Below are 20,555 nucleotides of genomic sequence, written 5' to 3'. Positions count from 1 at the left end.
CACGCGGTTAAGATAATAGTTATCAGGGTAAGTATCAAGAAACGCGAGACGAAAGAGCAGGAATTGCGAAAACGATGTCTCCCTCTCCCTGTGGGAGAGGGTCGGGGTGAGGGCACCAGCCCGCAGTGGAGTTTAGCGGCTAAAATGCCTCCTGACGGCACTTTTTCCCGAAGCCGTCACCACCACCTCCCTGTACCCCGCCACCCGCTGGATCCACCCTTTGCTTTCCAGATGAATAAGCAGCGCCGCGCCAGCTTCGCCTCCGAGGTGAAACCGCCGCTCGCTCCAGTCCAGACAGGCGCAGCAGGCCTTGCGGCGCGGATGAGCGCTTAACGACACGCCGAGCTTCAGAAACTGCTCCCGGCCATACAGCGTGAGCGCTGAACCGTCTGCCTTCAGCCAGCCTTCCGCCTGCATGAAATCGTAGATCTTTACCGCCACCGCGCCCGCCAGATGATCGTAGCAGGTGCGCGCCTCCCGCATGGCCTTCGGCGCGGTGGTTTCCGGCGGCGCAATGCGGCTCCAGGAGAGCCCCATCATCTGTTCGATCAGCTCCGCCACGTCGTGCCCCGCCAGACGATAGTAGCGGTGCCGCCCCTGAGACAGACAGGTAATCAACTTTCCCTCCAACAGCCGGGCGAGATGCCCGCTGGCGGTCGAGGGGGCGACGTCTGCCGCGGTGCTCAGTTCGGTGGCGGTCCACGCCCGCCCGTCCATCAGCGCGCACAGCATCTTCACGCGCGACGGATCGGCCATTGCCGCCGCCACCGCCGCAATGGCCTGCTCCAGCGCCGCGCCGTTATCAGTCGGTAAGCTTGTCTTTAACATGTGCTGCCCAGGGTTCGGTGATCTCTGCGGCCAGCTTATCATCATCCGTCAGCAGAATAAGGTGATTCGCATGGTCGCTGTACTGGGTAAGAACAGACACGCCGCGTGCCGCCAGCGCCGCCGCGATCTCGCCCAACTCTCCGGGGCGTTCCTGCCTGAGTTTTCTGATAATCGGCCTGCGCACCGCCTGCACGGTAAACCCGGCCTCCACCAGCACGCGGCGGGCTTTTTCCCCGTCCTCCACCAGGAAATGGGCATCGGTACCGAATACGCCGCCACCCTCAAGCCCCACGCCGTTGCGCCCCAACAGCTGTCCAAAGCGCGCCAGCTCGCCGGGCCCGTCGCGGAAAATCACGTGAACGTCATACATTCGCGCGCCCTCCCGTTTCGGAACTGTACTCCCGCACCAGCTGCGCCACGCGAATACGGTAGAAAGAGAAAATCGACTCCCGCCCTTCGGCCTGCGCCGCCTGATGGAAGACGTTCTGCTTCCAGCGGCGGACGGCCTCTTCATCCCGCCACCAGGAAAGGGAAAGAATTTTGCCGTCGGTCGTCAGGCTCTGGAACCGTTCGATATCGATAAAGCCGTCGATGTCGGCCAGCAAAGGCTTAAGCTCTGCGGCAAGTTGGAGGTAGCGCGCCTGATGGGCAGGCGCGGCTTTGGCTTCGAAAAGGACTGCGATCATGATGGTCTCTCCGCTGTGATGTTGAGGAGAGAATGCAGGATGGAAAAGCACAATGCTTCGGTAAAGAGCGAAGCTTTAGCCCAGAATCGACCTCGGCTCCATAAACGCCCGGATCCCCCACTCGCCCATCTCGCGCCCCACGCCGGAGTGCTTAAACCCGCCGAACGGCGCTTTCGGTTCATGGGCCAGGGTGTTCACCAGCACGCGACCGGAAACAATCTGCTGCGCCACGCGGCGCGCGCGGTCCACATCGCCGCCCAGCACCACCGCGCTCAGGCCGTAGTCCGTGTCGTTGGCAATGGCAATCGCCTCCGCCTCGTCACGATAGGGAATTACGCACAGCACCGGGCCAAAAATCTCGTCGCGGGCAATCGTCATTTGGTTGTTCACGTCGGCAAACAGCGTCGGGCGCACAAACCAGCCGTCCTGCGTGCCTTCCGGCCGCCCCTCGCCGCCCGCCAGCAGGCGCGCCCCCTCTTCGACACCTTTGCGGATATAGCCCTGCACCCGCTGCCACTGCTTTGCGCTGACCATCGGGCCGACGTCCGTTGATTTATCGCGCGGGTCGCCGGAGTTCACCGCCGCCACGGCCTGCGCCAGCGCGGTTTCGATCTCCGCCTTACGCGAGTAAGGCACCAGAATGCGCGTTCCGGCCACGCACGCCTGCCCGCTGTTCATAAACCCGGCCTGAATCACCAGCGGGATCGCCTGCGCCAGATCCACGTCATCCAGCAGGATCGTCGGCGATTTCCCGCCTAACTCCAGCGTCACGCGCTTAAAGCTTTCCGCCGCGTTGCGCAGGATCGCCTTGCCGGTATGCGTCGAACCGGTAAACGAGATTTTTGCCACGTCCGGATGGCGGCTGATTGTGTCACCGACCGTCTCACCCCGCCCGGTGACGATGTTAAACACGCCCGGCGGCAGAGCCGCATCGCACAGCGCTTCGGTGACAATCTGCGTTTGCAGGGCGCTCATTTCGCTCGGCTTGATCACCGCCGTACACCCCGCGGCCAGCGCGGCCGCCAGCTTGCCGCAGATAAATCCTGCGTCGCTGTTCCACGGCGTAATCAGCCCGGCCACGCCAAGCGGCGTCATCTGCACCGTGGCTGCGCCCGCGTGGGTGACGAATTCAAACGCCTCCAGCGCCTCAATCGCCTGAGCAATCACCTCCGCCGGATAGCTGGCCATCCACGCCGAGCGCGAGGCGGGCGCGCCGTACTCTTCGATGACCGCTTCCAGCAGATCGTCGTGACGAGCGGCCACGGCGGCGTGCATACGTTTTAGCGCGGCAATGCGCTCCTGCTTTGTCGTCTGCGACCACGCGGGGAACGCCGCTTTTGCCGCCGCAACGGCGCGCGCTGCGTCAACCTCATCCGCCAGGCGTACCTGCCCGATGACCTGCGCCGTCGCCGGGTTGTATAAATCAAACCGTTCGGTGCCGTGCGGGGTAACAAATTCGCCGTTAATAAAGATCTGTTCGATAGTGTGCATATAAACCTCCTCAGGCTGTGTGGGCACAGTCTGGCACGGCTTCTCCGTTGCGATAATCCACGCTATGCTGCAAGGGTTGTTTCGATTTTCAGGATAATCTATGCATCGTTCAGGTCTGACAGAGCTGGAAGTGGTTATGGCGGTGGTGCGGCGCGGCAGCTTTCGCGGCGCGGCGCAGGAGCTCGGCATGTCCGCCACGGCGGTCAGTAACGCCATCGCCGGGCTGGAGAGCCGCCTGGATACCCGCCTCTTTAACCGCACTACCCGCAGCGTGGCGCTCACCTACGCCGGACAGCGCTACGTGGCGCGCGTTGGCCCGGCGCTGCAGGAGATCCGCCTCGCCAGCGAGGAGATCCACAGCGACACCGGGGAACCCGCCGGCACGCTGCGTCTGAACGTGCCGAACCATATCGGCACCCTGTTTCTGGACCAGCTGCTGATCGACTTTATGATCCGCTACCCGAAGATGCGCGTGGAAACCGTCAGCGAAGCGCGCATGATCGACATCGTCGCGGAAGGCTACGACGCGGGGATCCGCCTCGAGGAGTCCGTGCCGCAGGACATGATCGCCGTGCCGCTGACCGGCGAGATCCGCCAGCTGGTGACCGCAACGCCGGACTATTTTGCCCGTCACGGTACTCCGCAGACGCCGGACGATCTGCTTTCACATCAGGGGATCGGCATGCGCATGGCCCACGGCGGGATCTACCGCTGGGAGCTGGCGCGTCGGGGGGAAACGTACGCCCTTGCTGTACCACCGCGCTTCGCGACATCCGATCTTTTTGCCTCGATCCGCGCCGTAAAGGCGGGATTAGGGGTAGGATTTTTGCCGGAACTGTATATCCGGGAAGAGCTTGAGCGTGGAGAACTGGTGAGCGTTTTAAACGACTGGGCGCAGCCCTTTGCCGGGCTGCGCCTGTATTACCCCGGCCATCGCCACGTTCCGCCGGGACTGCGGGCGCTGGTGGCGATGATCCGCGAGCGCGGGATTATTCCAGGTTAGCCTTATTCAGCCCGTAAGCCGCGTCCAGCGAGCCGGGCGCCATGCGGGAGGTGATCCCCAGACGGTTCCAGGCGTTGATCGCCACGATGGCGAAGTTCAGCTCTGAAATCTCCACGTCCGAGAAGTGCTCCGCCACGCTGCGGTACAGCGCGTCGCTCACCCCGTGAACGCCAATCTGGGTCAGCGCTTCGGTGAAGGCCAGCGCGGCTTTCTCGCGGGCGCTGAACAGCGGGGACTCGCGCCAGGCCGCCAGATGGTACAGGCGCAGCTCGCGTTCCCCGGCGATTTTGGCCTCTTTAGAGTGCATATCCAGACAGAACGTACAGCCGTTCAGCTGCGACACGCGAATGTCGATCAGGTGCTTCAGCGCCGGGTCGATGGAGGTTTTTGCCACCTCCATGCTCAGGGCAGACAGCGCGTTGGCGAGGGCAGGTGTAACTTTATGGTGGTTAACGCGAGTGCTCATTGTCTTTCCTCTTTTTGTGCGGCATGTGCCGTGCGATGAGGCAAATCTACGCTGTTCATGACATAGTAAAAAGATACAAAAAGCGTGAAATGAGGTAGGACATGAAGCCGGGCTATCACGACATTTATACACGCTATCGCGACAACATCACGCGGGGCGTGCTGAAGCCGGGGGATAAGGTACCTGCCATCCGCGTGCTGGCGGAAGAGCTGAAGGTGGCGCGCAAAACCGTCGAAACGGCGTACGCCATTCTGACGGGTGAAGGGTATCTGGTGAGCCAGGGCGCGCGCGGCACGCGGGTCAACCCGGATTTACTGCTACCGGATAACAATGCCCCTGCGGAACAGCCTACCGGCACGCTTCCGGCCTCGCTTATCAGCCAGCGCGAGCGGGCCGGATTTCTGCGCCCTGGCATCCCCGCCCTCGACAGCTTCCCGTATAAAAAATGGCTGCTGCTGGCGGGCCAGGCGACGCGCGCCATGCGTCAGGAGGAGATGCTCAACCCGCCCGTCCTGGGCTGGTATCCGCTGCGCCAGGCCATCGCCAGCTATCTCAATATCTCACGCGGCTTGTCCTGCACCGCCGAACAGGTGCTGATCACCAGCGGCTACAGCGGCAGCCTGCGGCTGATCCTCGACACCCTCGCCAGCCGCAGCGACAAGGTGGTGTTTGAAGATCCGGGCTACTTTATGGGCCAGCAGCTGCTGAAGCGGATCGTGCCGCGCCTGCACACGGTGCCGGTCGATCGCTGCGGCATTGATACGGACTACCTGCTTCGTCACCATCGTGACGCGCGTTTTGCCATCGTCACCCCCTCGCACCAGAGCCCGCTGGCGGTGACGCTCTCCCTGCCGCGCAAGCAGCAATTGCTCGACTGGGCCAACCAGAACGAGGCGTGGATCATCGAAGACGATTACGACGGGGAGTTTCACTACACCCGCAAGGTGCTGCCGTCGCTGAAAAGCCTCGACCAGCACGACCGGGTGATCTTTATGGGCACCTTCAGTAAAACCATCATGCCGTCGCTGCGCATGGGCTACGTGGTGATGCCCGCCAGCACCGTCGGAGCCTTTACCGACTGCGCGGATATCACCACCAGCGGCCAGCCGGTGCTGACGCAGAAGATCCTCACCGCGTTTCTCAACGAAGGGCATTTTTTCCGCCATCTCAAGAAGATGCGCGCGCTGTATCAGACCCGCCGCGACTGGATGATTGCCGCCCTGCGCGAGGTGTATGGCGATCTGTTTTTCACCGAGCAAAACGACGGCGGGATGCATATCGTGGCGTTTCTCACCAAAGGGAGCTGCGACCGGGAAGTGGCCCGCTGCTGGCAGGAACAGCAGCTGCAGGTCAATGCGCTCTCGGAGTGGTATCGCGGGTCGGGCAAACGCTACGGGCTGGTGATGGGCTATAACAACGTGCGGACGTATCAGGAGGCGCTGGAGCTGCTGGAAAGGCCGAAATGGCAGACGCTTGCGCTGTTGAACTGAACCGCCGGGTGGCGGCTGCGCCTTACCCGGCCACGGTTTAAATATCATTGCGGGATAACCCAACGTCCTTGAGCTGCTCGTCGCTCATCTGGCTCAGGATGCGGCGGGTCCGGTTGATGCGATACCAGTTGCGGATCGTTTTGCCGATCCAGACAAATACGACGAACGGACGTTTTGAACGGTTCTCGTAGAATTCCATAATGCTCTCCTCACTGTGCCAGTGGGGTTATCATCCTGGAAATCGACCTGCGCAATACAGATGCAAAAACAACTTTTGTTTAACATACAGATCCGCTAAAACGGTATCTGCATGCCGTTTTTTGCGGCAATCTGTACTGGTTTAATAATCTGTATGGTGAAAATAAAGGATACAGCATGACACGCTATCAACACCTGGCCAACCTTCTGGCAGAACGCATTGAACAAGGGCTGTATCGCAGCGGCGAGCGTCTGCCGTCGGTGCGCGCCCTGAGCCAGGAGCATGGCGTGAGCATCAGCACCATACAGCAGGCCTACCAGATCCTCGAAAACCTTCAGCTGATCACTCCCCAGCCGCGCTCCGGCTATTTTGTCTCGAAACGCAAAGCCCAGCCGCCCGTCCCGGCGATGACGCGCCCGGTGCAGCGCCCGGTGGACGTCACCCAGTGGGATGAGGTGATGCTGCTGCTGGACGCCCGCGCCGACAAAGAGATGATCTCCTTTGGCGGCGGCTCGCCGGACATTAACCAGCCGAGCCTGAAGCCCCTGTGGCGCGAGATGAGCCGCCTTGCGCAGCATAACCCGAGCGAGATGCTGAGCTATGACGTGCTCGACGGCCGCCTTGAGCTGCGCGAGCAGATCGCCCGCCTGATGCTGGACGGCGGCTCTACCGTCTCGGCAAGCGACATTGTGATCACCAACGGCTGCCACGGCGCGCTGTCGATCGCCCTGCTCTCAGTGTGCAAACCGGGGGACATCGTGGCGGTGGAGTCGCCATCTTTTCACGGCACCATGCAGATGCTGCGCGGGTTTGACATCAAGGCGATTGAAATTCCCACCGACTCTGAAACCGGGATCAGCATCGAGGCGTTAGAGCTGGCAATGGAGCAGTGGCCGATCAAGGCGGTGATCCTGGTGCCCAACTGCAATAACCCGCTCGGGTTTATCATGCCGGAAGCGCGGAAAAAACAGGTTTTAGCCCTCGCCCAGCGGCACGATATCGTGATTGTGGAGGATGACATTTACGGTGAGCTGGCGGCGGAGTACCCGCGCCCGCGCACTATTCACTCGATGGACATCGATGGCCGCGTAATCCTCTGCAGCTCGTTTACCAAAACCGTGGCGCCGGGCCTGCGCGTCGGCTGGATTGTGCCGGGGCGCTATTACGACCGCGTGATGCACATGAAATACGCCGCGGGCGGGTTTAACGTGCCGGGCACCCAGATGGCGGTGGCGGCGTTTATTCGCGACGGCCATTACCATCGCCACGTGCGCCGTATGCGCCAGATTTATCAGCAGAATATGGAAACCTACACCTGCTGGGTGCGGCAGTATTTTCCGGCGGAGATTTGCGTCACGCGCCCGCAGGGGAGCTTCCTGCTGTGGGTTGAGCTGCCGGAGAAGGTGGATATGGTGTGCGTCAGCAAGCAGCTGTGCCGCCTGAAGATCCAGGCGGCGGCCGGGTCGCTGTTTTCCGCCTCCGGGAAGTACCGCAACTGCCTGCGGATCAACGTGGCGCTGCCGCCGACGGATAAGCATCGCGAAGCGTTGAAGAAGATGGGCGAGGCGATTGTGATTGCGATGGAGGAGTAGTACGTTTTTTAGCGCCGGTGGCGCTACGGAATAGAGTAGGCCGGGTAAGGCGAAGCCGCCACCCGGCAAAATCAACGACTCAGAACTTCCACGAAACGCTGCCCACAATGCTGCGTTCCGCACCGAAGTAGCAGTAAGAGAGGGAGTTACACGCCGCAACGTAGCTTTTGTCCGTCAGGTTATTGACGTTCAGCTGCGCACTCACGCCCGTAAGCCCCACTTTTGACAGGTCATACCCCACGACCATGTCCACCAGCGTGTACGACGGAAGCGTATGGGTGTTCTGGCGATCGCTGGCGATCCCGTTGACATAGCGCACGCCGGAGCCGACGGTCAGGCCGTCCAGCGGGCCGGTTTTGACGTCGTAGCTCAGCCAGGCGCTGGCCATGTTACGCGGGGCATAGACGGCGCGCTTGCCCTCCTCTTCCGGGCTGCTCTTCTTATAGCGAATATCCGTGTAGGTATACGCCGCCTGCATGCGCAGGCTGTCGGTCAGCTGACCAATCGCCTCCAGCTCAACGCCTTCGGATTCGATTTCACCGATGGAACGGTACGGATCGGTCGGCTCCTCTTTGGTGGCAATGTTCTTCTGGTTGATGCGGAACACCGAGGCACTGAACTGGCTGTTCATCCCTTCAGGCTCATACTTCACGCCCGCTTCCCACTGCTTGCCCTTCATCGGATCCAGGATATTGCCCTGCTCGTCGGCAAAGCTGGTCGGCGTAAAGGCGGTGGAGTAGCTGACGTACGGCGCAACGCCGTTATCAAACAGATACAGCAGCGCCGCGCGGCTGCTGAAGTTGTTTTTATCCAGATCGCTGCGGGTGTGGTTAAAGTTGTCGACGTTCGACACGCTCACCTGGTCGTAACGTCCGCCGAGCGTCAGGCGCCAGCGGTCAACGGACATCTGATCCTGTAGGTAGTAACCGGTCTGGCGAAGCTTATGCTTTTCCCTGCTGTACTGGGTGATGTAGTCCGGCTTCGCACCGTAAACCGGGTGGAAGGCGTCAATCGGCGGGAAGCCGCCATAGTAGCCGGTCACGTTGTTGGTGCGGTCCTGATAGTCCATGCCGATCAGCACGCGGTGGTTCACCGCCCCGGTGTCGAAGCTGCCGTCGACCTGGTTATCCAGGGTGATGGCGTTCATCTTCTCGTCAGAGCCGGAATAGCCGCGGTTCAGCTCGGTGTCATTCAGCCAGCCTGCGGCATACACCTGGTTCAGCTCCACTTTGGTGTGCAGGTAGCGCAGCTTCTGGCGCACGGACCAGCCGCTGTCAAACAGGTGCTCAAGGTTATAGCCGACCATGTTTTCCCGACGATCGTACTTGTCGTAATCGTCTTCGCCTTCAAAGAACGTGTTGGAGATTTTCTTCCCGCTGTGCGGCACAACCGTGCCCTCATACGGCAGGCCGGAGTGGCTGCCGCCTTCCGGATCGCGGTGTAGGTAGGCCATCAGATCCAGACGGGTGTTATCGGTGATACGCCAGGTCAGGCTCGGCATCAGCGCGTAACGCTCTTCCTTCAGCGGATCGAACTGGGAATCGGCATAGCGGGTCATCCCGCTGAGGCGCACCGCCACGCGGTCATTATCATCAACCGGGCCGGTGACGTCGAACATCGCCCCACGCTGGCTATTGTTCCCGGCGAAGAGCTTGATCTCTCCGCCCGAATCGAACGACGGCTTACGGGAGGTAAGCGCCACAATCCCGCCCGGCGATGAACGGCCATAGAGCACGGAGGCCGGACCGCGCACGACTTCGATACTGTCCAGGAACCACGGATCAACCACCAGCGAGCTGTGGGAGTTGGTGTCGCCCATCATCTTCAGGCCGTCCAGGTAGACGTTGTCCAGGCTGCCGTCAGAGAAGCCGCGCAGCACCATGTAGTCAAAGCGGTTAGACGCCCCAATCTGGTTGCTGTAGACCCCCGGCGTGTAGCTCACGGCCTGACGCACGCTGGTTGCGCCCTGCTCTTCGAACTGCTCGCGCGTGACGATAGAGACCGACTGCGGAGTTTCAATATCCGGCGTTTCAAGCTTGGTGGCCGCAGACTGCATCTGCGAGGTCACCACCACGGTGTCAGTTTTTTGCGCATCCTGCGCCAGTAAAGGAAAAGCGACGCTACCGGTAACCCATCCCACCAGCAGTGCCAGACGCGATTTAGCAAACATAACCCTCTCCAGAGATATTTCTTATTGTTAATAAGAATTATTACCTTTTTGAGAGTGCAAACGGCTATGCGCGCCGCCAGGTTACGTATGCGCGATGCTAAACCGCACGGGATGCGTTCGCGCGATGGGCGAAATTACGTTAGCGGAGTTTGCGCACGTCGCCCGGAGAAATCCCGTAATGACGACGAAACGCGGTAGCGAAGTTGGTGGCATGCTGATACCCGCACATCCAGGCCGCCTGCTGCACGCTGTGGCCTTCCAGCAGATAGCGGCGCGCCAGAGCAAGGCGACAGTCGCGAAGATAATCGAAGAGGGTGCAGCCGTAGCGCTGACGGAACTTGCTGCGCAGGCTGCTTGGGCTCATTGCAGCCAGGGCTGCCAGCTGCGCGAGAGTATGATCCCGTTCAGGAGACTGTTCCAGCATGCTCCGTACGCGTTCCAGGCGCGCATGCTCAGGGCGGCTCGGGCAAGGCTGCTGGCGCTGGTTCAGGCCGTGGCCGAGCAGCTGGTACATCAGCCCCTCCAGCAATAGCTTACGCGCGAGCACGCTTCCCCTCTGCTGCTGCGCATGCTGAATGCCTGACATAACAAACTCGGGAACGTGCCAGACAAACGTGGGTGTATTCAGGTTTTGCCATTCCAGCAGCAGCGACTCAAGCAGGGCTTCACGCCCGGCTTCATGCGGGTACACGCCAAACGAGAGCGTTTTCAGCGAGCTATCGGCGTCGTGACGCGCGCTCATCACCTGTTCCTCACTCAGACGGGCGCTGAACGCCATGCCGGGACGAACGTGATAGTCGATGCCATTGAGCGCGATCGTAACGCACCCTTCCAGGACTACCAGCATATAGAGCGGGCTGCTGTGACGAGATGTGGTTTCGTAGGGTTGTAATACATGCACGTCGGAGTGGGTCAGCGAAATGCCGGACGAGAGCGTCATCTCTTCCACATTCCCCTGCAACACCGGGCTGCCGCTGACCTGCTCCCCTTTTAACAGCGGGAAACGGTAGTCGATGCCGTAGCGCTCGCCGAATACCTGAAAATCCTCAACAAAAAATATGCGTTTCGCTGATCTATTTTCACTCTGGAGCATAATTCGGGACCTGCATCGGGAAAAGGACAGGCAAAACAGTACCATCCCTTTACCATATCAGCAATCACCGGGCGCAGACACTATTACGCTCCGGACTAAGCCGGAGCGAAGATATATATTCCTTTACGAGGAATATATTTATGCTTCCTGCCACTCAGCAAAAACCTCTTTATGGTTTTTGGTCAGGATAACTTTATTATCTTCGACCTTATCGACCCAGCCGAGAGGAATAAAGTGGTGCTTGCCGCCTGATTCAGGGTCACTCTTCGCAAGCTTGATACGCTCGCCGTCTAAATGGTCCACAACCCCGACGTGCGTTCCGCAGCTGGCGACAACCTGAGTGTGATCCTTAATTGCGCTTTTATCTACCATAATCATTCTCCTGTTTCGGTTATTTGCCTGTTGCACGAAAAATAACTGTAGCGCATAAATTAAGGCTTAAAAGGCTTATTAGCATTTTGAAACATCATTGACAGAATGGAATATGATGTCTATTTAACGCCGAATTGAAAAAATAAGAATAAGATGAATTATTACCGACTGATTATTTCCCGTTCATAATTAAATTATCGCAACCAACGAGGAGGTATTTATGACGATTCGCAATAATAATCGGGCAGAAATTTCGCTGGCTCTTGGTGAAGCGGTCCTGGACATCGTGCAAAAAGGCCATGAGTTATCGCGAGAGAATCTCGCCCAGGCGATGAAAATCAAAGCGGAAAAAGAGCGCGACGACGAGCGGCTTTTGAACTACTGGAAGGCATGTAATATGCTGGTTTAAACGTAGCGGCGTTTAGGCTAACTAAACGCCGCCTCCTGTTACTCGTCGAAGTACCAGTACCCCTGATTAATCAGCCCGGTAAGCTCCTCGACAAACGCCGGGTTTTTCAGCGCATCGCCCAGCTCGGCCTGGCCGAGTTCGGTGTAGCGGCACAGCGCATCCGCGCCCTTCGCGTCTACCGTCTCCAGCTGTTCGCTGTTGATGAAGACGCTGCCGTTAACGTTCAGTACGCGCAGGCCGCTCAGGCGCGACAGCGTTTCGCCGCCCTGCAGCGCGTCCAGCACCTCGTCTGCCGAATACGGCGGCTCGGCGGCGGCAATATCCAGCTCGTGGCGCGGCGTGGAGACGAAGCTGCCAAACCATTTCGTGAAATCGTCCGGCTTGCTAATCATGTCGATCATCATCTGACGGATACGATCGAGCTCGTACTGCTCCACGCGGCCCGGGTGTTCGCGGCAGGTCAGATCCGGATCGCTGTAGTGCTCGCCGCCCAGATCGTTTTCCAGCGCGTAGTCGGCAAAGCTGCTGATCAGATCGCGGCCGTTCGGCCCGCGGAAGCCGACGGAGTAGTTCAGCGCGGTTTCATGGGTGAAGCCGTCATGCGGGAATCCAGGCGGAATATAGAGGATATCGCCCGGCTCAAGATCTTCGTCGATGATCGGCTCAAACGGATCCACGTGCAGCAGCGCCGGATGCGGGCAGAACTGACGCATCGGCAGCTTGTCACCCACGCGCCAGCGGCGGCTACCCATCCCCTGAATGATAAACACGTCGTACTGATCGATATGCGGACCCACGCCGCCGCCCGGCACGGAGAAGGAGATCATCAGGTCGTCCAGACGCCAGTCCGGCAGAACGCGGAACGGACGCACCAGCTCCGCGGCGGGCATATGCCAGTGGTTCACCGCCTGCGCCAGCAGCGACCAGCCGGTTTCGCCCAGACCGTCAAAGTGCTCAAACGGACCATTGCTGGCCTGCCATTTGCCGTTAGCGTGGCTCACCAGACGGCTATCGACTTCCGGCTCCATCGCCAGGCCTGCCAGCTCGTCCGGGGTAATCGGGTCGACAAAATTCGGGAAGGCATTTTTCAGCACTACGGGTTGTTTTTGCCAGTATTTCTCAAGAAATTCCGGCCAGTTCAGGTTCAATTGATACGCCATGGGTAGCACCAGTGAGAGGGGAAACAGGCGCGATTATAGGCAAGAAGGCAGAAGGGGAACTTGTCATGGGTCAAACGAGCGCGCGTAGGTCGGGTAAGGCGAAGCCGCTACCCGACACGTACACGGCGGTAAAACTTAATCCAGGTTCAGCTCGTCGTAATGGGTAATCAGTTTGCCCACGATGCCGTAGTCCAGCGCTTCTGCCGGAGACATCCAGTAGTTGCGGTCGGTGTCTTTTTTCACTTTTTCCAGCGGCTGGCCGGTGGCGTCAGCGATCAGCTTGTTCACGCGATCCAGCATGCGGATGATCTCGCGCGCTTCGATCTCAATATCCGTCGCCTGACCGCGCACGCCGCCCAGCGGCTGGTGGATCATAAAGCGGGTATTTGGCAGCGAGTAGCGGTGCTCTTTTTTCGCTGCCAGGAAGATGGTGATCCCGGCGCTCGCCACCCATCCGGTGCCAATGACGTGCACTTCCGGGCGGATGAACTTGATGAAGTCGTGGATGGTGTCACCCGCTTCCACGTGGCCGCCCTGGCTGTTGATGTACAGCTTGATCGGATCGTTGCTGACGCTTTGCAGCAGGATCATCTGGGTAATGACCTTCTGCGCCAGCTCCTGGTTGATCTCGCCGGAGATGACAATCGAACGGGACTCCAGCAGTTTTTGCTGCAGAGCGCCCGCGCCGCTTGACCCTTCCGCTTTGTCCTTGTCGCTTTCTTTCAGTGTGTAGTGCATTGTTGTTTCCTCAGCTTGTCGCGCTCAAAACCAGAGTGTAGCCTGTTTTATCGGTGAAAGTCCTCACAGACAAATAACGAGGGATCTTATGAATATTGCACATGTCGCACTCTGGACCCGCAGCCTTGAGGCCCAGGTTCAGTTCTGGGAAACGGTGTTTAATGGCCGCAGTAACGAACGCTACGTCAGCAAAAACCGTCCGGGGTTTGAATCCCATTTTATTACCCTGGATGACGGGCCGACCCTCGAGCTGATGACGCTGCCGGACCTGCCCGACGCCCCGTCGCACCCGGAGTTTATCGGCTGGGCGCATATCGCCATTAACGTCGGCAGCAAGGCAAAAGTGGACAGCATGGCCGAGCGGGCGCAGGCAAACGGCACGCTGCTCAGCGCCCCGCGCATGACCGGGGACGGCTTTTATGAAGCGGTAATCGCGGACCCGGACGGCAACCGCATCGAGCTTGTCGGTGCATAAAAACAGCGTTTCATTCCTTCACCGCCTCCGCCCCGGCTCGCTATACTTCATATGGTTATCATATTGTTAAATGATAATGATATTTAATGTGTTAAGATGAAAGTCAGCATAAACAGTCTCTTACGCCACCGTTGAGACTGTTTGCATCCTCGACATTTAAATCAGCACCGGGGCGGTGAATGGAACACATTGTGTATGTGGTTGATGACGATGACGCGGTCAGGCAGTCCGTAATCGGGCTGCTGGAATCGGCAGACTTAAACGCCATCGGTTTTTCATCAGCAGAAACGTTTCTTCAACACCGGTTTGAGGATCTGCCGTCGTGCGTGATCCTCGACATGCAGATGCCCGCCATCTCTGGCTTCGAGGTGGCGGACGCGCTCAAAGACAGCGGGCGCGAGATCCCGATTATTTTTCTCACCGGCCACGGCACTATCCCGATGTCGGTGCGCGCCATCAAAGGCGGCGCGTACGAATTTCTCACCAAGCCCGTTGAATCCGCCGCGCTGATCGACGCCATTGAGTCCGCGCTGCAGCTGGCGGAAAACAACGCCGTGCGCAATAAAGAGCACTACGCCCTGAAGCAGCGCCATTTGTCCCTCACGCCGCGCGAGCACGAGGTGCTTGAGCTTGCCATCACCGGCAAGCTTAACAAGCAGATTGCCGCCGAGCTGGGCGTCAGCGAGATCACGGTGAAGGTGCACCGCCGCCGCGTGATGGAGAAAATGCAGGTGCGCTCCGTGGCCGAGCTGGTCAGGGCCGTTGAGCGCCTGACCAAAAGCCAGCCCGCGGAGTAACGTTTACCCTTCCTGCGCGGCCAGCGGCAGCGCGAAGGTAAACACCGTGCCGTGCGGCTCCCGGCGGCGCGCGCTCAGCTTTCCGCAGTGGCGCTCGATGATACTGGCGCTGATGGTCAGCCCCATCCCCATCCCCTGCGGCTTGGTGGAGTAGAACGAGTCAAAAATCTGCTCCAGCCGTTCGGGCTCAATGCCGCTCCCGGTATCGGCGATCTCAACGATCACTTTCCCTTCCGCGTTGGCGGTGCTGAGGATGATGGTGGTGGCGCGATCCCTCACCTCGGCCATCGCTTCTACCGCATTCATCACCAGATTCAGCAGCACCTGCTGGATCTGCACGCTGTCCCCGGTGATAAAGCTGTCGCTGGCGTTCAACAGATAATCAACGCTAATGTGTCTCTGCTCCAGCTCGCTGCGCGAAAGCGTGATGATATGGTGGATCAGGTAGTGCATATCGATGCGCGAGAAGGTGGGATCCTGCTTGCGCGTCAGGGACTGGATGCTGCGAATGATCTCCCCCGCACGCGCGCCTTCCGCGGCGATCTCCTCCAGCCCTTCGCGCACTTTATCCAGGCGGGCGGGCTCGCGGCTGAGCCAGCGCAGGCTCGCCCCGGCATTCGAGACGATGGACATCAGCGGCTGGTTGATCTCGTGGGCGATGGAGGAGGTCAGTTGCCCGACGGTGGTGGCGCGGGAAACGCGCGCCAGATCCGCCTGCGCCACCCGCATGGCATCCTCCGCGGCGCGCTGGCTGGTGATATCCGTAATGATGCCGTAGTACTCGTTCACCTCGCTGCCCACCCCCACCGGATCGCCAATCCCGAGGATGTAGCGCGTTGAGCCGTCGGTGCGCTTTATACGAAACTCCGCACGCATGGAGAGCCCGTCGCGCACGCTCTGGGTGACGATGGCGCTGATGCGGGCGTAATCGTCCTCGTGGACGAAGGTTAAAAACTCCGCCATGGAGATCATCTTTTGCTGGTCGGGCAGGCCGAGAATGCGGGCGTACTCTTCCGAGACAAACATCAGATCCTGCTCCAGCTCCCAGCGCCAGCTGCCGGTGTGGCTGATCTGCTCGCCCAGCATCAGCGAGGTCTGGCTGGCGCGCAGCTCTTTTTCCACCCGGCGGCGCTGAATGTTCTCCGCCAGCAGCTCGGCGTAGAGCCGCGCCGTCTCCAGGGATACCGCTGCCTGCGCGCCCAGCAGGCTGACCACGCGCGAGTGCTCGGCGGTGAAGACCTCCGGCATCAGGCGGTTTTCCAGGTAGAGCACGCCCACCAGCCGCGCCTGTTTGAACATCGGGACGCACATCACCGCCGCCCCCGAGGTCACCAGATAAGAGTCCTGGCTGAAGGGATGAAACTCCTCCGGCTTGCCGGTGCGGATCTCCTGCCCGGTGCGGATCACCGCAGCCAGCACCGACAGCGGGATGTCGGTCGCCATCGGCACGTCTTTCAGGATCCGCACCCGCACGCCGTCGGTGCTGGTCCAGGCGCTGGCCTCGATCTCCGGGATCAGGTTATCGCTCACGCGAAGCAGCAGGCCGCGCTGCGCCCCGGCGCGTTCGAGCAGGATGGTCATCAGGTTTTCAATCAGGCGCTCAAGATTGATCTCTTCCGACAGCGCGCGGGAAGCCTTGATCACGCTCTGCAGATCGCGGATCGTCTCGTTCTGGGCAAACGCCACCGTGTCGTAGGCGCTGGCCTGCCCGGAGGCCAGCAGGTGCGGGAAATCCTGCTCCAGCTGGCGCACCTTGGCCTGCGCGCCCGCGCGGCCCCAGGCGGCAATCGAGCCGCGGAAGTGCGCGTCTGATGCGGTCGGGTAGCCGCAGGCCAGCGCAAAGCGGCCCGCCAGCTCGTGGGCCAGGGCGTTAATCGGGTTAAAGCCACCCTCGCGGGAGAGCCGGACCGCCTTCTCATACTGCTCAAGCGCAATGCTGTTCATCCCGTCCAGACGGACAATTTCGGCCTAGATCAGCGCCTCTTTATCCGCGAACGTGCCGGGATTAATGCGCGCCCAGAGGGCGATTTTGTCGTAGTGAGCGTGAATGCTGCGGCGGTGATTTGCCGAAAACGTCTCCGGCGTCAGCTGACGTGAGAGCGCCAGCGCGCTGTAGAGATGGTAATCCAGCAGATGGATATGGCCCGGCGCAGACCACGCGTACCAGCCCGCCATCTCAAGATCCGCCTGCGCGTCGGTATACTCGCCGCAGGTAAAGTGCGCCATGCCGCGGTAGAGCCAGTACCAGAACAGCATGGTGGAGGTCTGCTCCGGGGCCTGCTCCGGCGACGCGGGAAGCAGCGCCTCGGGCAGCGCCTGCGACGCGGTCCAGGTGCCGATCGTCGGTGTGCGCAAAAACTCCACGAAGGTGCGCTGGAGCATCAATATGGTCTCCACGTCCTGGAAGTGGGTTTTACGTACAAACGCCAGGCCGCGATCGATGCTGGTCAACACTCCGTCCAGGTGATCGCCCCGTGAGAGGAAGTTAATGACCTGATGGCAGGCCGCAAAGCAGGCCACCGTCATATCGCCGTGGGTAACGGCGGCGGTGAAGCAGGCTTTTGCGCACTCGATGGTGAACGACAGCGGCTGGGTCCAGACGCTGAGCTGGTCGAGGGGCAGCAGGGTTTTGGCTTCGAACGCGTCGTAGCCGTGGCGGTTCACCAGCTCGCGGGCCAGGGTGCCGTACTGGAACCCGAGGCGGTACTCGGCGTAGCGCTGGCCAATCAGCACGCCAAACCAGGCCATCGCCGTGGTGGAGGCGCCAGTGATGCCGTGGTCGAGGGTGAGGTGCATCATGCGGCAAAGCAGCAAAAAATGCAGGCGCGGGCAGATGAAGCTGGCGCAAATGCTGGCGCTGTAGAGCAGGTTCATCACCGCTTCGGTTTCCGGGTTATCCATCCGCGACAGCTGGGCAAAAAGGCTTTGCGGCGCGTCGGCCGTGCGGTTGCAGAAGTGTTCCCAGGCCTCGTCGCAGTCGGCGTCTTCCGGGTGGCGGCCAATCTGAATACCAAAAATCCCCAGCCAGCAGAGCGCCGCCTCCAGCGCCAGACGGCTGTCCGACTGGCGAATGTACACTTCCACCAGCAGGTTGGCCGCCAGCGCCTTTTCGGTCAGCCCGCCGGGGCAGCCGAGGATGGCGTCACACAGCTCGCGGGTGCGCTCCAGGTGCCCCAGAGCAAACTCGCAGCCCGCCTCTTCGATATCAAGCATAAAGTCTGACACCGTCCCGGCGTTGCCCAGCGCTCTGGCGGTCTGGATATAGCTGAGCGCCGATGGATAATCCCCCGAACGCTTTGCCCGTCGTGCGGCCAGCAGGCTCAGCTCGCGGAACATCTGGCGCTGCGGCGCGGGCTGGATGCAGTCCAGCGCGGCCGTGACGTGGTGAACGGCGCGGAACAGCAGTTCGTTCCCCGCGGCCTGACGCGCGGCGTCGGCCAGCAGGCTGGCGGTGGTCAGGTGAAGATGGCTTTTCTCATGCTGATCCAGCATCGCAAAGGCCGCCTCCTGCACCCGGTCGTGGGTGAAGGCGTACTCTTTTTCCGTCAGCACAATGAGCTGGGCCATCACCGCCGGATGCAGCGCATAGCGCATTTCCGCCATCGACATGCTGACCACCCGGCAGATCATCTCCATCTCGCCCGTGCCGCCGAGGCAGGCGAGGCTGCCCAGCAGGCGGCGCGTCTCGTCGGGCAGCTCTTCAAGCTGCTCCAGCACCAGGGTAACGACGTTTTCGGTGTAGTGTCGGGCGCGGATCGCCTGCAGATCGTAGTGCCACTTATCCTGATATTTGTTGTGCACCACCAGCCCGTCATCCACGATGCGGCGGAAAAACTCGTGCACAAAGAGCGGGTTGCCCCCGGTTTTCTCGTGGATCAGCGTGGCGAGGTCGGTCGTCGCCGCGCTGCGGGCACGAAATATCGTCGCCAGCCAGCGCGCCACCGCCTTCACGGACAGCGCCTGCGGGACAATTTCAGTCGCGTTTTGCGCCGCCTCCGGCAGGCTCGCCAGCTGCTGTTGCAGCGTCGGTTCAGATAACGAACCGATATCGCGGTGGGCGACCACCAGCAGCAGCGGGATAGCGCCGCAGGTCACCAGCAGATGTTTCAGCGTATGCAGGCTGGCCGCGTCGCTCCACTGGAGATCGTCGAGCACCAGCACCAGCGGGCAGCCCTGAGAAGCAAAGGTTTTTACCAGCGCCAGCACCATATGGCTGAAGCGCGCCCGGGCATCAATGGAAAACGTATCCGCCGAGTAGCGCGGCTTGCTCTCAAGCAGCAGCCCCAGCTCGGGCACCAGGCTGACGGCCAGCGCTTCGTATCCCTCCAGGGCGCGCGACAGGCGGATTTTCCACTTCGCCACCTCTTCCGCGGGCAGCCCCAGCAGGTGCAGCGTCAGGGTGCGGAACGCGGAGCTTAATACGCCGTAGGGCAAAGACGGCGAGAACTGATCGACTTTCCCCACCGCCAGCAATACCTGACGCTGCTGCAGCGTTTTGAGCGCCGTCGCGATGATGGACGATTTGCCAATCCCCGACGGCCCGCCGATCGTCACCAGCTCCGGCACCAGGTTCTGCCCCACCCGCTCAAACGCGGCAATGACGTCATTCGCCTGCGGATGCGTCGCGAACAGGGAGTCCGCCAGATGGATCGCGGGAGTGCGGTCCTGCTGGCCGGGCGTAAAGGCGACGATCTCGCCCTCGCAGGTCAGCGTCGCCTGGCAGCGGCGGAGGTCGGCAATCAGCCCGTCGACCGTCTGGTAGCGGTTATCGGGGTGCTTCTCCAGCAGCTTGAGGATGATGGTCGACAGTATTCCCGGCACGTCCGGGCGAATCACGTCCGGGGCCAGCGGCTCCGAGGCAATATGGTAGTGAGCCCAGTTGGTTTGATCGTCCTCCCCCAACTCAAACGGCAGGCGTCCGGTCAGGAGTTCATACAGCACCATGCCGAGGCTGTAGAGATCGCTGCGGCCGTCAACGGGACGCCGGGTGCGGGTGGTGTGCTCCGGCGACATATACGCGGGCGTACCGCCTGAAACGGCAAGCCGGGTCTGGGAGAAGGCACCGGAGAGGCTACAGGAGAGGCCAAAGCTGCCCAGACGGCAGGTGGCATCGTGATGAACAAAAATCGCGCCGGGCTTGATATCGCCGTGGATCAGGTTTTGCAGGTGCATCTGGCGCAGGGGAACGCAGATCTGGATCGCCATCTCAATAAAGCGCGAGATCCCCGAGATCGCCCTGCCCGCGCGCCGCGCCAGCAGTTCAAACGCAAACGGCGCATACACCAGCGCGAAACGTCCCCGGTACTGGGTGGAGGCAACGGCGCGGATGGCCCAGCTGTCCTGCAGCACGTCACGCAGCGCAAATTCGTTTTTTAGCAGCCGCGTGGCCCGCTCTTCCTCTTCGTCGCTCACCGCGGTGGCAATGATGAACGAGCCGCCTGAATGGGGATGGCGCGCGTGCATCCAGGCGATACCGCCCTCCTGCGCCAGCACGGTAAAAATCACATCCTCTTTAAGGACAAAAACCCGCCCCTGGTGAAGATTCCCCTGGGCGGGCCAGAATGCAGGCTGCTCGTGTTCGTTCAT

At 60.7% G+C, this 20,555-nt stretch carries 16 protein-coding genes and 2 pseudogenes; 6 read left to right on the top strand and 12 right to left on the bottom strand.

What is annotated here, in order from left to right; genetic code table 11:
* Positions 1-132 precede the first annotated feature (132 nt).
* From ACMGGH_RS08370 to ACMGGH_RS08355, 4 genes are all read right to left on the bottom strand, one after another.
* Complete coding sequence (locus ACMGGH_RS08370) at positions 133-828, bottom strand: ArsR/SmtB family transcription factor (RefSeq protein WP_232948660.1); 696 nt, start codon at positions 826-828, stop codon at positions 133-135.
* Complete coding sequence (locus ACMGGH_RS08365; RefSeq protein ID WP_232948661.1) at positions 803-1,198, bottom strand: amino acid-binding protein; 396 nt, start codon at positions 1,196-1,198, stop codon at positions 803-805. The genes ACMGGH_RS08370 and ACMGGH_RS08365 overlap by 26 nt, the downstream gene beginning before the upstream one ends.
* Entirely contained in the window at positions 1,191-1,514 is a 324-nt protein-coding gene (locus ACMGGH_RS08360) for an antibiotic biosynthesis monooxygenase family protein (protein WP_041911331.1), read from the bottom strand. Before ACMGGH_RS08360 ends, ACMGGH_RS08365 begins: the two co-directional genes overlap by 8 nt.
* A 75-nt stretch (positions 1,515-1,589) precedes the next feature.
* Positions 1,590-3,005: an aldehyde dehydrogenase family protein gene (locus ACMGGH_RS08355; RefSeq protein WP_232948662.1), complete on the bottom strand. Its 1,416-nt coding sequence runs from the start codon at positions 3,003-3,005 to the stop codon at positions 1,590-1,592.
* 100 nt (positions 3,006-3,105) lie between these two features.
* Here ACMGGH_RS08355 and ACMGGH_RS08350 point away from each other — a divergent pair, with 100 nt between their 5' ends.
* Entirely contained in the window at positions 3,106-4,008 is a 903-nt protein-coding gene (locus tag ACMGGH_RS08350) for a LysR family transcriptional regulator (protein WP_232948663.1), read from the top strand.
* Here the strand turns inward: ACMGGH_RS08350 and ACMGGH_RS08345 are convergent.
* Entirely contained in the window at positions 3,995-4,474 is a 480-nt protein-coding gene (locus ACMGGH_RS08345; RefSeq protein WP_014882392.1) for a carboxymuconolactone decarboxylase family protein, read from the bottom strand. The two genes, ACMGGH_RS08350 and ACMGGH_RS08345, sit on opposite strands and share 14 nt — an antisense overlap.
* Before the next feature lie 101 nt (positions 4,475-4,575).
* Here ACMGGH_RS08345 and ACMGGH_RS08340 point away from each other — a divergent pair, with 101 nt between their 5' ends.
* A complete protein-coding gene (locus tag ACMGGH_RS08340; RefSeq protein WP_232948664.1) occupies positions 4,576-5,964 on the top strand; it encodes a PLP-dependent aminotransferase family protein in 1,389 nt (462 codons plus the stop codon).
* 37 nt (positions 5,965-6,001) lie between these two features.
* On the opposite strand, the gene ACMGGH_RS08335 is transcribed toward ACMGGH_RS08340, so the two are convergent.
* Positions 6,002-6,163, bottom strand: coding sequence for a DUF1127 domain-containing protein (locus ACMGGH_RS08335; protein ID WP_032644967.1), 162 nt, complete (start codon positions 6,161-6,163; stop codon positions 6,002-6,004).
* Between the two features lie 176 nt (positions 6,164-6,339).
* Between ACMGGH_RS08335 and ACMGGH_RS08330 the strand changes: the two genes are divergently transcribed.
* Positions 6,340-7,755, top strand: a complete 1,416-nt coding sequence (locus ACMGGH_RS08330; RefSeq protein WP_232948665.1) for a PLP-dependent aminotransferase family protein — start codon at positions 6,340-6,342, stop codon at positions 7,753-7,755.
* Between the two features lie 79 nt (positions 7,756-7,834).
* Here ACMGGH_RS08330 and foxA read toward each other — a convergent pair whose 3' ends face one another.
* The 3 genes from foxA to ACMGGH_RS08315 form a co-directional block, all read right to left on the bottom strand.
* A complete protein-coding gene (gene foxA / locus ACMGGH_RS08325; RefSeq protein WP_232948708.1) occupies positions 7,835-9,943 on the bottom strand; it encodes a ferrioxamine B receptor FoxA in 2,109 nt (702 codons plus the stop codon).
* Between the two features lie 121 nt (positions 9,944-10,064).
* Positions 10,065-11,018: an AraC family transcriptional regulator gene (locus tag ACMGGH_RS08320; protein WP_048959775.1), complete on the bottom strand. Its 954-nt coding sequence runs from the start codon at positions 11,016-11,018 to the stop codon at positions 10,065-10,067.
* Between the two features lie 138 nt (positions 11,019-11,156).
* A complete protein-coding gene (locus ACMGGH_RS08315; RefSeq protein ID WP_028015371.1) occupies positions 11,157-11,390 on the bottom strand; it encodes a DUF2171 domain-containing protein in 234 nt (77 codons plus the stop codon).
* Positions 11,391-11,610: 220 nt separating this feature from the next.
* On the opposite strand from ACMGGH_RS08315, the gene ACMGGH_RS08310 reads away from it, so the two are divergent.
* Positions 11,611-11,799, top strand: a complete 189-nt coding sequence (locus ACMGGH_RS08310; protein WP_028015370.1) for a hypothetical protein — start codon at positions 11,611-11,613, stop codon at positions 11,797-11,799.
* A 38-nt stretch (positions 11,800-11,837) separates the two neighbouring features.
* Here ACMGGH_RS08310 and ACMGGH_RS08305 read toward each other — a convergent pair whose 3' ends face one another.
* Entirely contained in the window at positions 11,838-12,959 is a 1,122-nt protein-coding gene (locus ACMGGH_RS08305) for a cupin domain-containing protein (RefSeq protein ID WP_219357871.1), read from the bottom strand.
* Between the two features lie 135 nt (positions 12,960-13,094).
* Positions 13,095-13,700 (bottom strand): annotated as a pseudogene (locus tag ACMGGH_RS08300) (ATP-dependent Clp protease proteolytic subunit); the annotation flags it as partial.
* Between the two features lie 85 nt (positions 13,701-13,785).
* Between ACMGGH_RS08300 and ACMGGH_RS08295 the strand changes: the two are divergent.
* Positions 13,786-14,172, top strand: a complete 387-nt coding sequence (locus tag ACMGGH_RS08295) for a VOC family protein (protein WP_045631073.1) — start codon at positions 13,786-13,788, stop codon at positions 14,170-14,172.
* A 179-nt stretch (positions 14,173-14,351) separates the two neighbouring features.
* A complete protein-coding gene (locus ACMGGH_RS08290) occupies positions 14,352-14,969 on the top strand; it encodes a response regulator transcription factor (RefSeq protein WP_045259555.1) in 618 nt (205 codons plus the stop codon).
* 3 nt (positions 14,970-14,972) lie between these two features.
* On the opposite strand, the pseudogene ACMGGH_RS08285 reads toward ACMGGH_RS08290, so the two are convergent.
* Positions 14,973-20,555, bottom strand: a pseudogene (locus tag ACMGGH_RS08285) (trifunctional serine/threonine-protein kinase/ATP-binding protein/sensor histidine kinase).

This window comes from Enterobacter sp. BNK-16, from assembly GCF_048684955.1.
Classification (GTDB): Bacteria; Pseudomonadota; Gammaproteobacteria; order Enterobacterales; family Enterobacteriaceae; genus Enterobacter; species Enterobacter bugandensis.
The sequence above is the reverse complement of the archived record's forward strand: the minus strand, read 5'-3'. Positions and strand labels throughout refer to the sequence as shown.

What these genes read in the sequence shown, in the direction of transcription:
- ACMGGH_RS08315 (WP_028015371.1), bottom strand. Translation starts at nt 11,390, where the DNA reads ATGGTAGATAAAAGCGCAATTAAGGATCACACTCAGGTTGTCGCCAGC.
- ACMGGH_RS08295 (WP_045631073.1), top strand. Translation starts at nt 13,786, where the DNA reads ATGAATATTGCACATGTCGCACTCTGGACCCGCAGCCTTGAGGCCCAG.
- ACMGGH_RS08350 (WP_232948663.1), top strand. Translation starts at nt 3,106, where the DNA reads ATGCATCGTTCAGGTCTGACAGAGCTGGAAGTGGTTATGGCGGTGGTG.
- ACMGGH_RS08345 (WP_014882392.1), bottom strand. Translation starts at nt 4,474, where the DNA reads ATGAGCACTCGCGTTAACCACCATAAAGTTACACCTGCCCTCGCCAAC.
- ACMGGH_RS08330 (WP_232948665.1), top strand. Translation starts at nt 6,340, where the DNA reads ATGACACGCTATCAACACCTGGCCAACCTTCTGGCAGAACGCATTGAA.
- ACMGGH_RS08310 (WP_028015370.1), top strand. Translation starts at nt 11,611, where the DNA reads ATGACGATTCGCAATAATAATCGGGCAGAAATTTCGCTGGCTCTTGGT.
- ACMGGH_RS08320 (WP_048959775.1), bottom strand. Translation starts at nt 11,018, where the DNA reads ATGCTCCAGAGTGAAAATAGATCAGCGAAACGCATATTTTTTGTTGAG.
- ACMGGH_RS08290 (WP_045259555.1), top strand. Translation starts at nt 14,352, where the DNA reads ATGGAACACATTGTGTATGTGGTTGATGACGATGACGCGGTCAGGCAG.
- ACMGGH_RS08340 (WP_232948664.1), top strand. Translation starts at nt 4,576, where the DNA reads ATGAAGCCGGGCTATCACGACATTTATACACGCTATCGCGACAACATC.
- ACMGGH_RS08360 (WP_041911331.1), bottom strand. Translation starts at nt 1,514, where the DNA reads ATGATCGCAGTCCTTTTCGAAGCCAAAGCCGCGCCTGCCCATCAGGCG.
- ACMGGH_RS08335 (WP_032644967.1), bottom strand. Translation starts at nt 6,163, where the DNA reads ATGGAATTCTACGAGAACCGTTCAAAACGTCCGTTCGTCGTATTTGTC.
- ACMGGH_RS08305 (WP_219357871.1), bottom strand. Translation starts at nt 12,959, where the DNA reads ATGGCGTATCAATTGAACCTGAACTGGCCGGAATTTCTTGAGAAATAC.
- ACMGGH_RS08355 (WP_232948662.1), bottom strand. Translation starts at nt 3,005, where the DNA reads ATGCACACTATCGAACAGATCTTTATTAACGGCGAATTTGTTACCCCG.
- ACMGGH_RS08370 (WP_232948660.1), bottom strand. Translation starts at nt 828, where the DNA reads ATGTTAAAGACAAGCTTACCGACTGATAACGGCGCGGCGCTGGAGCAG.
- ACMGGH_RS08365 (WP_232948661.1), bottom strand. Translation starts at nt 1,198, where the DNA reads ATGTATGACGTTCACGTGATTTTCCGCGACGGGCCCGGCGAGCTGGCG.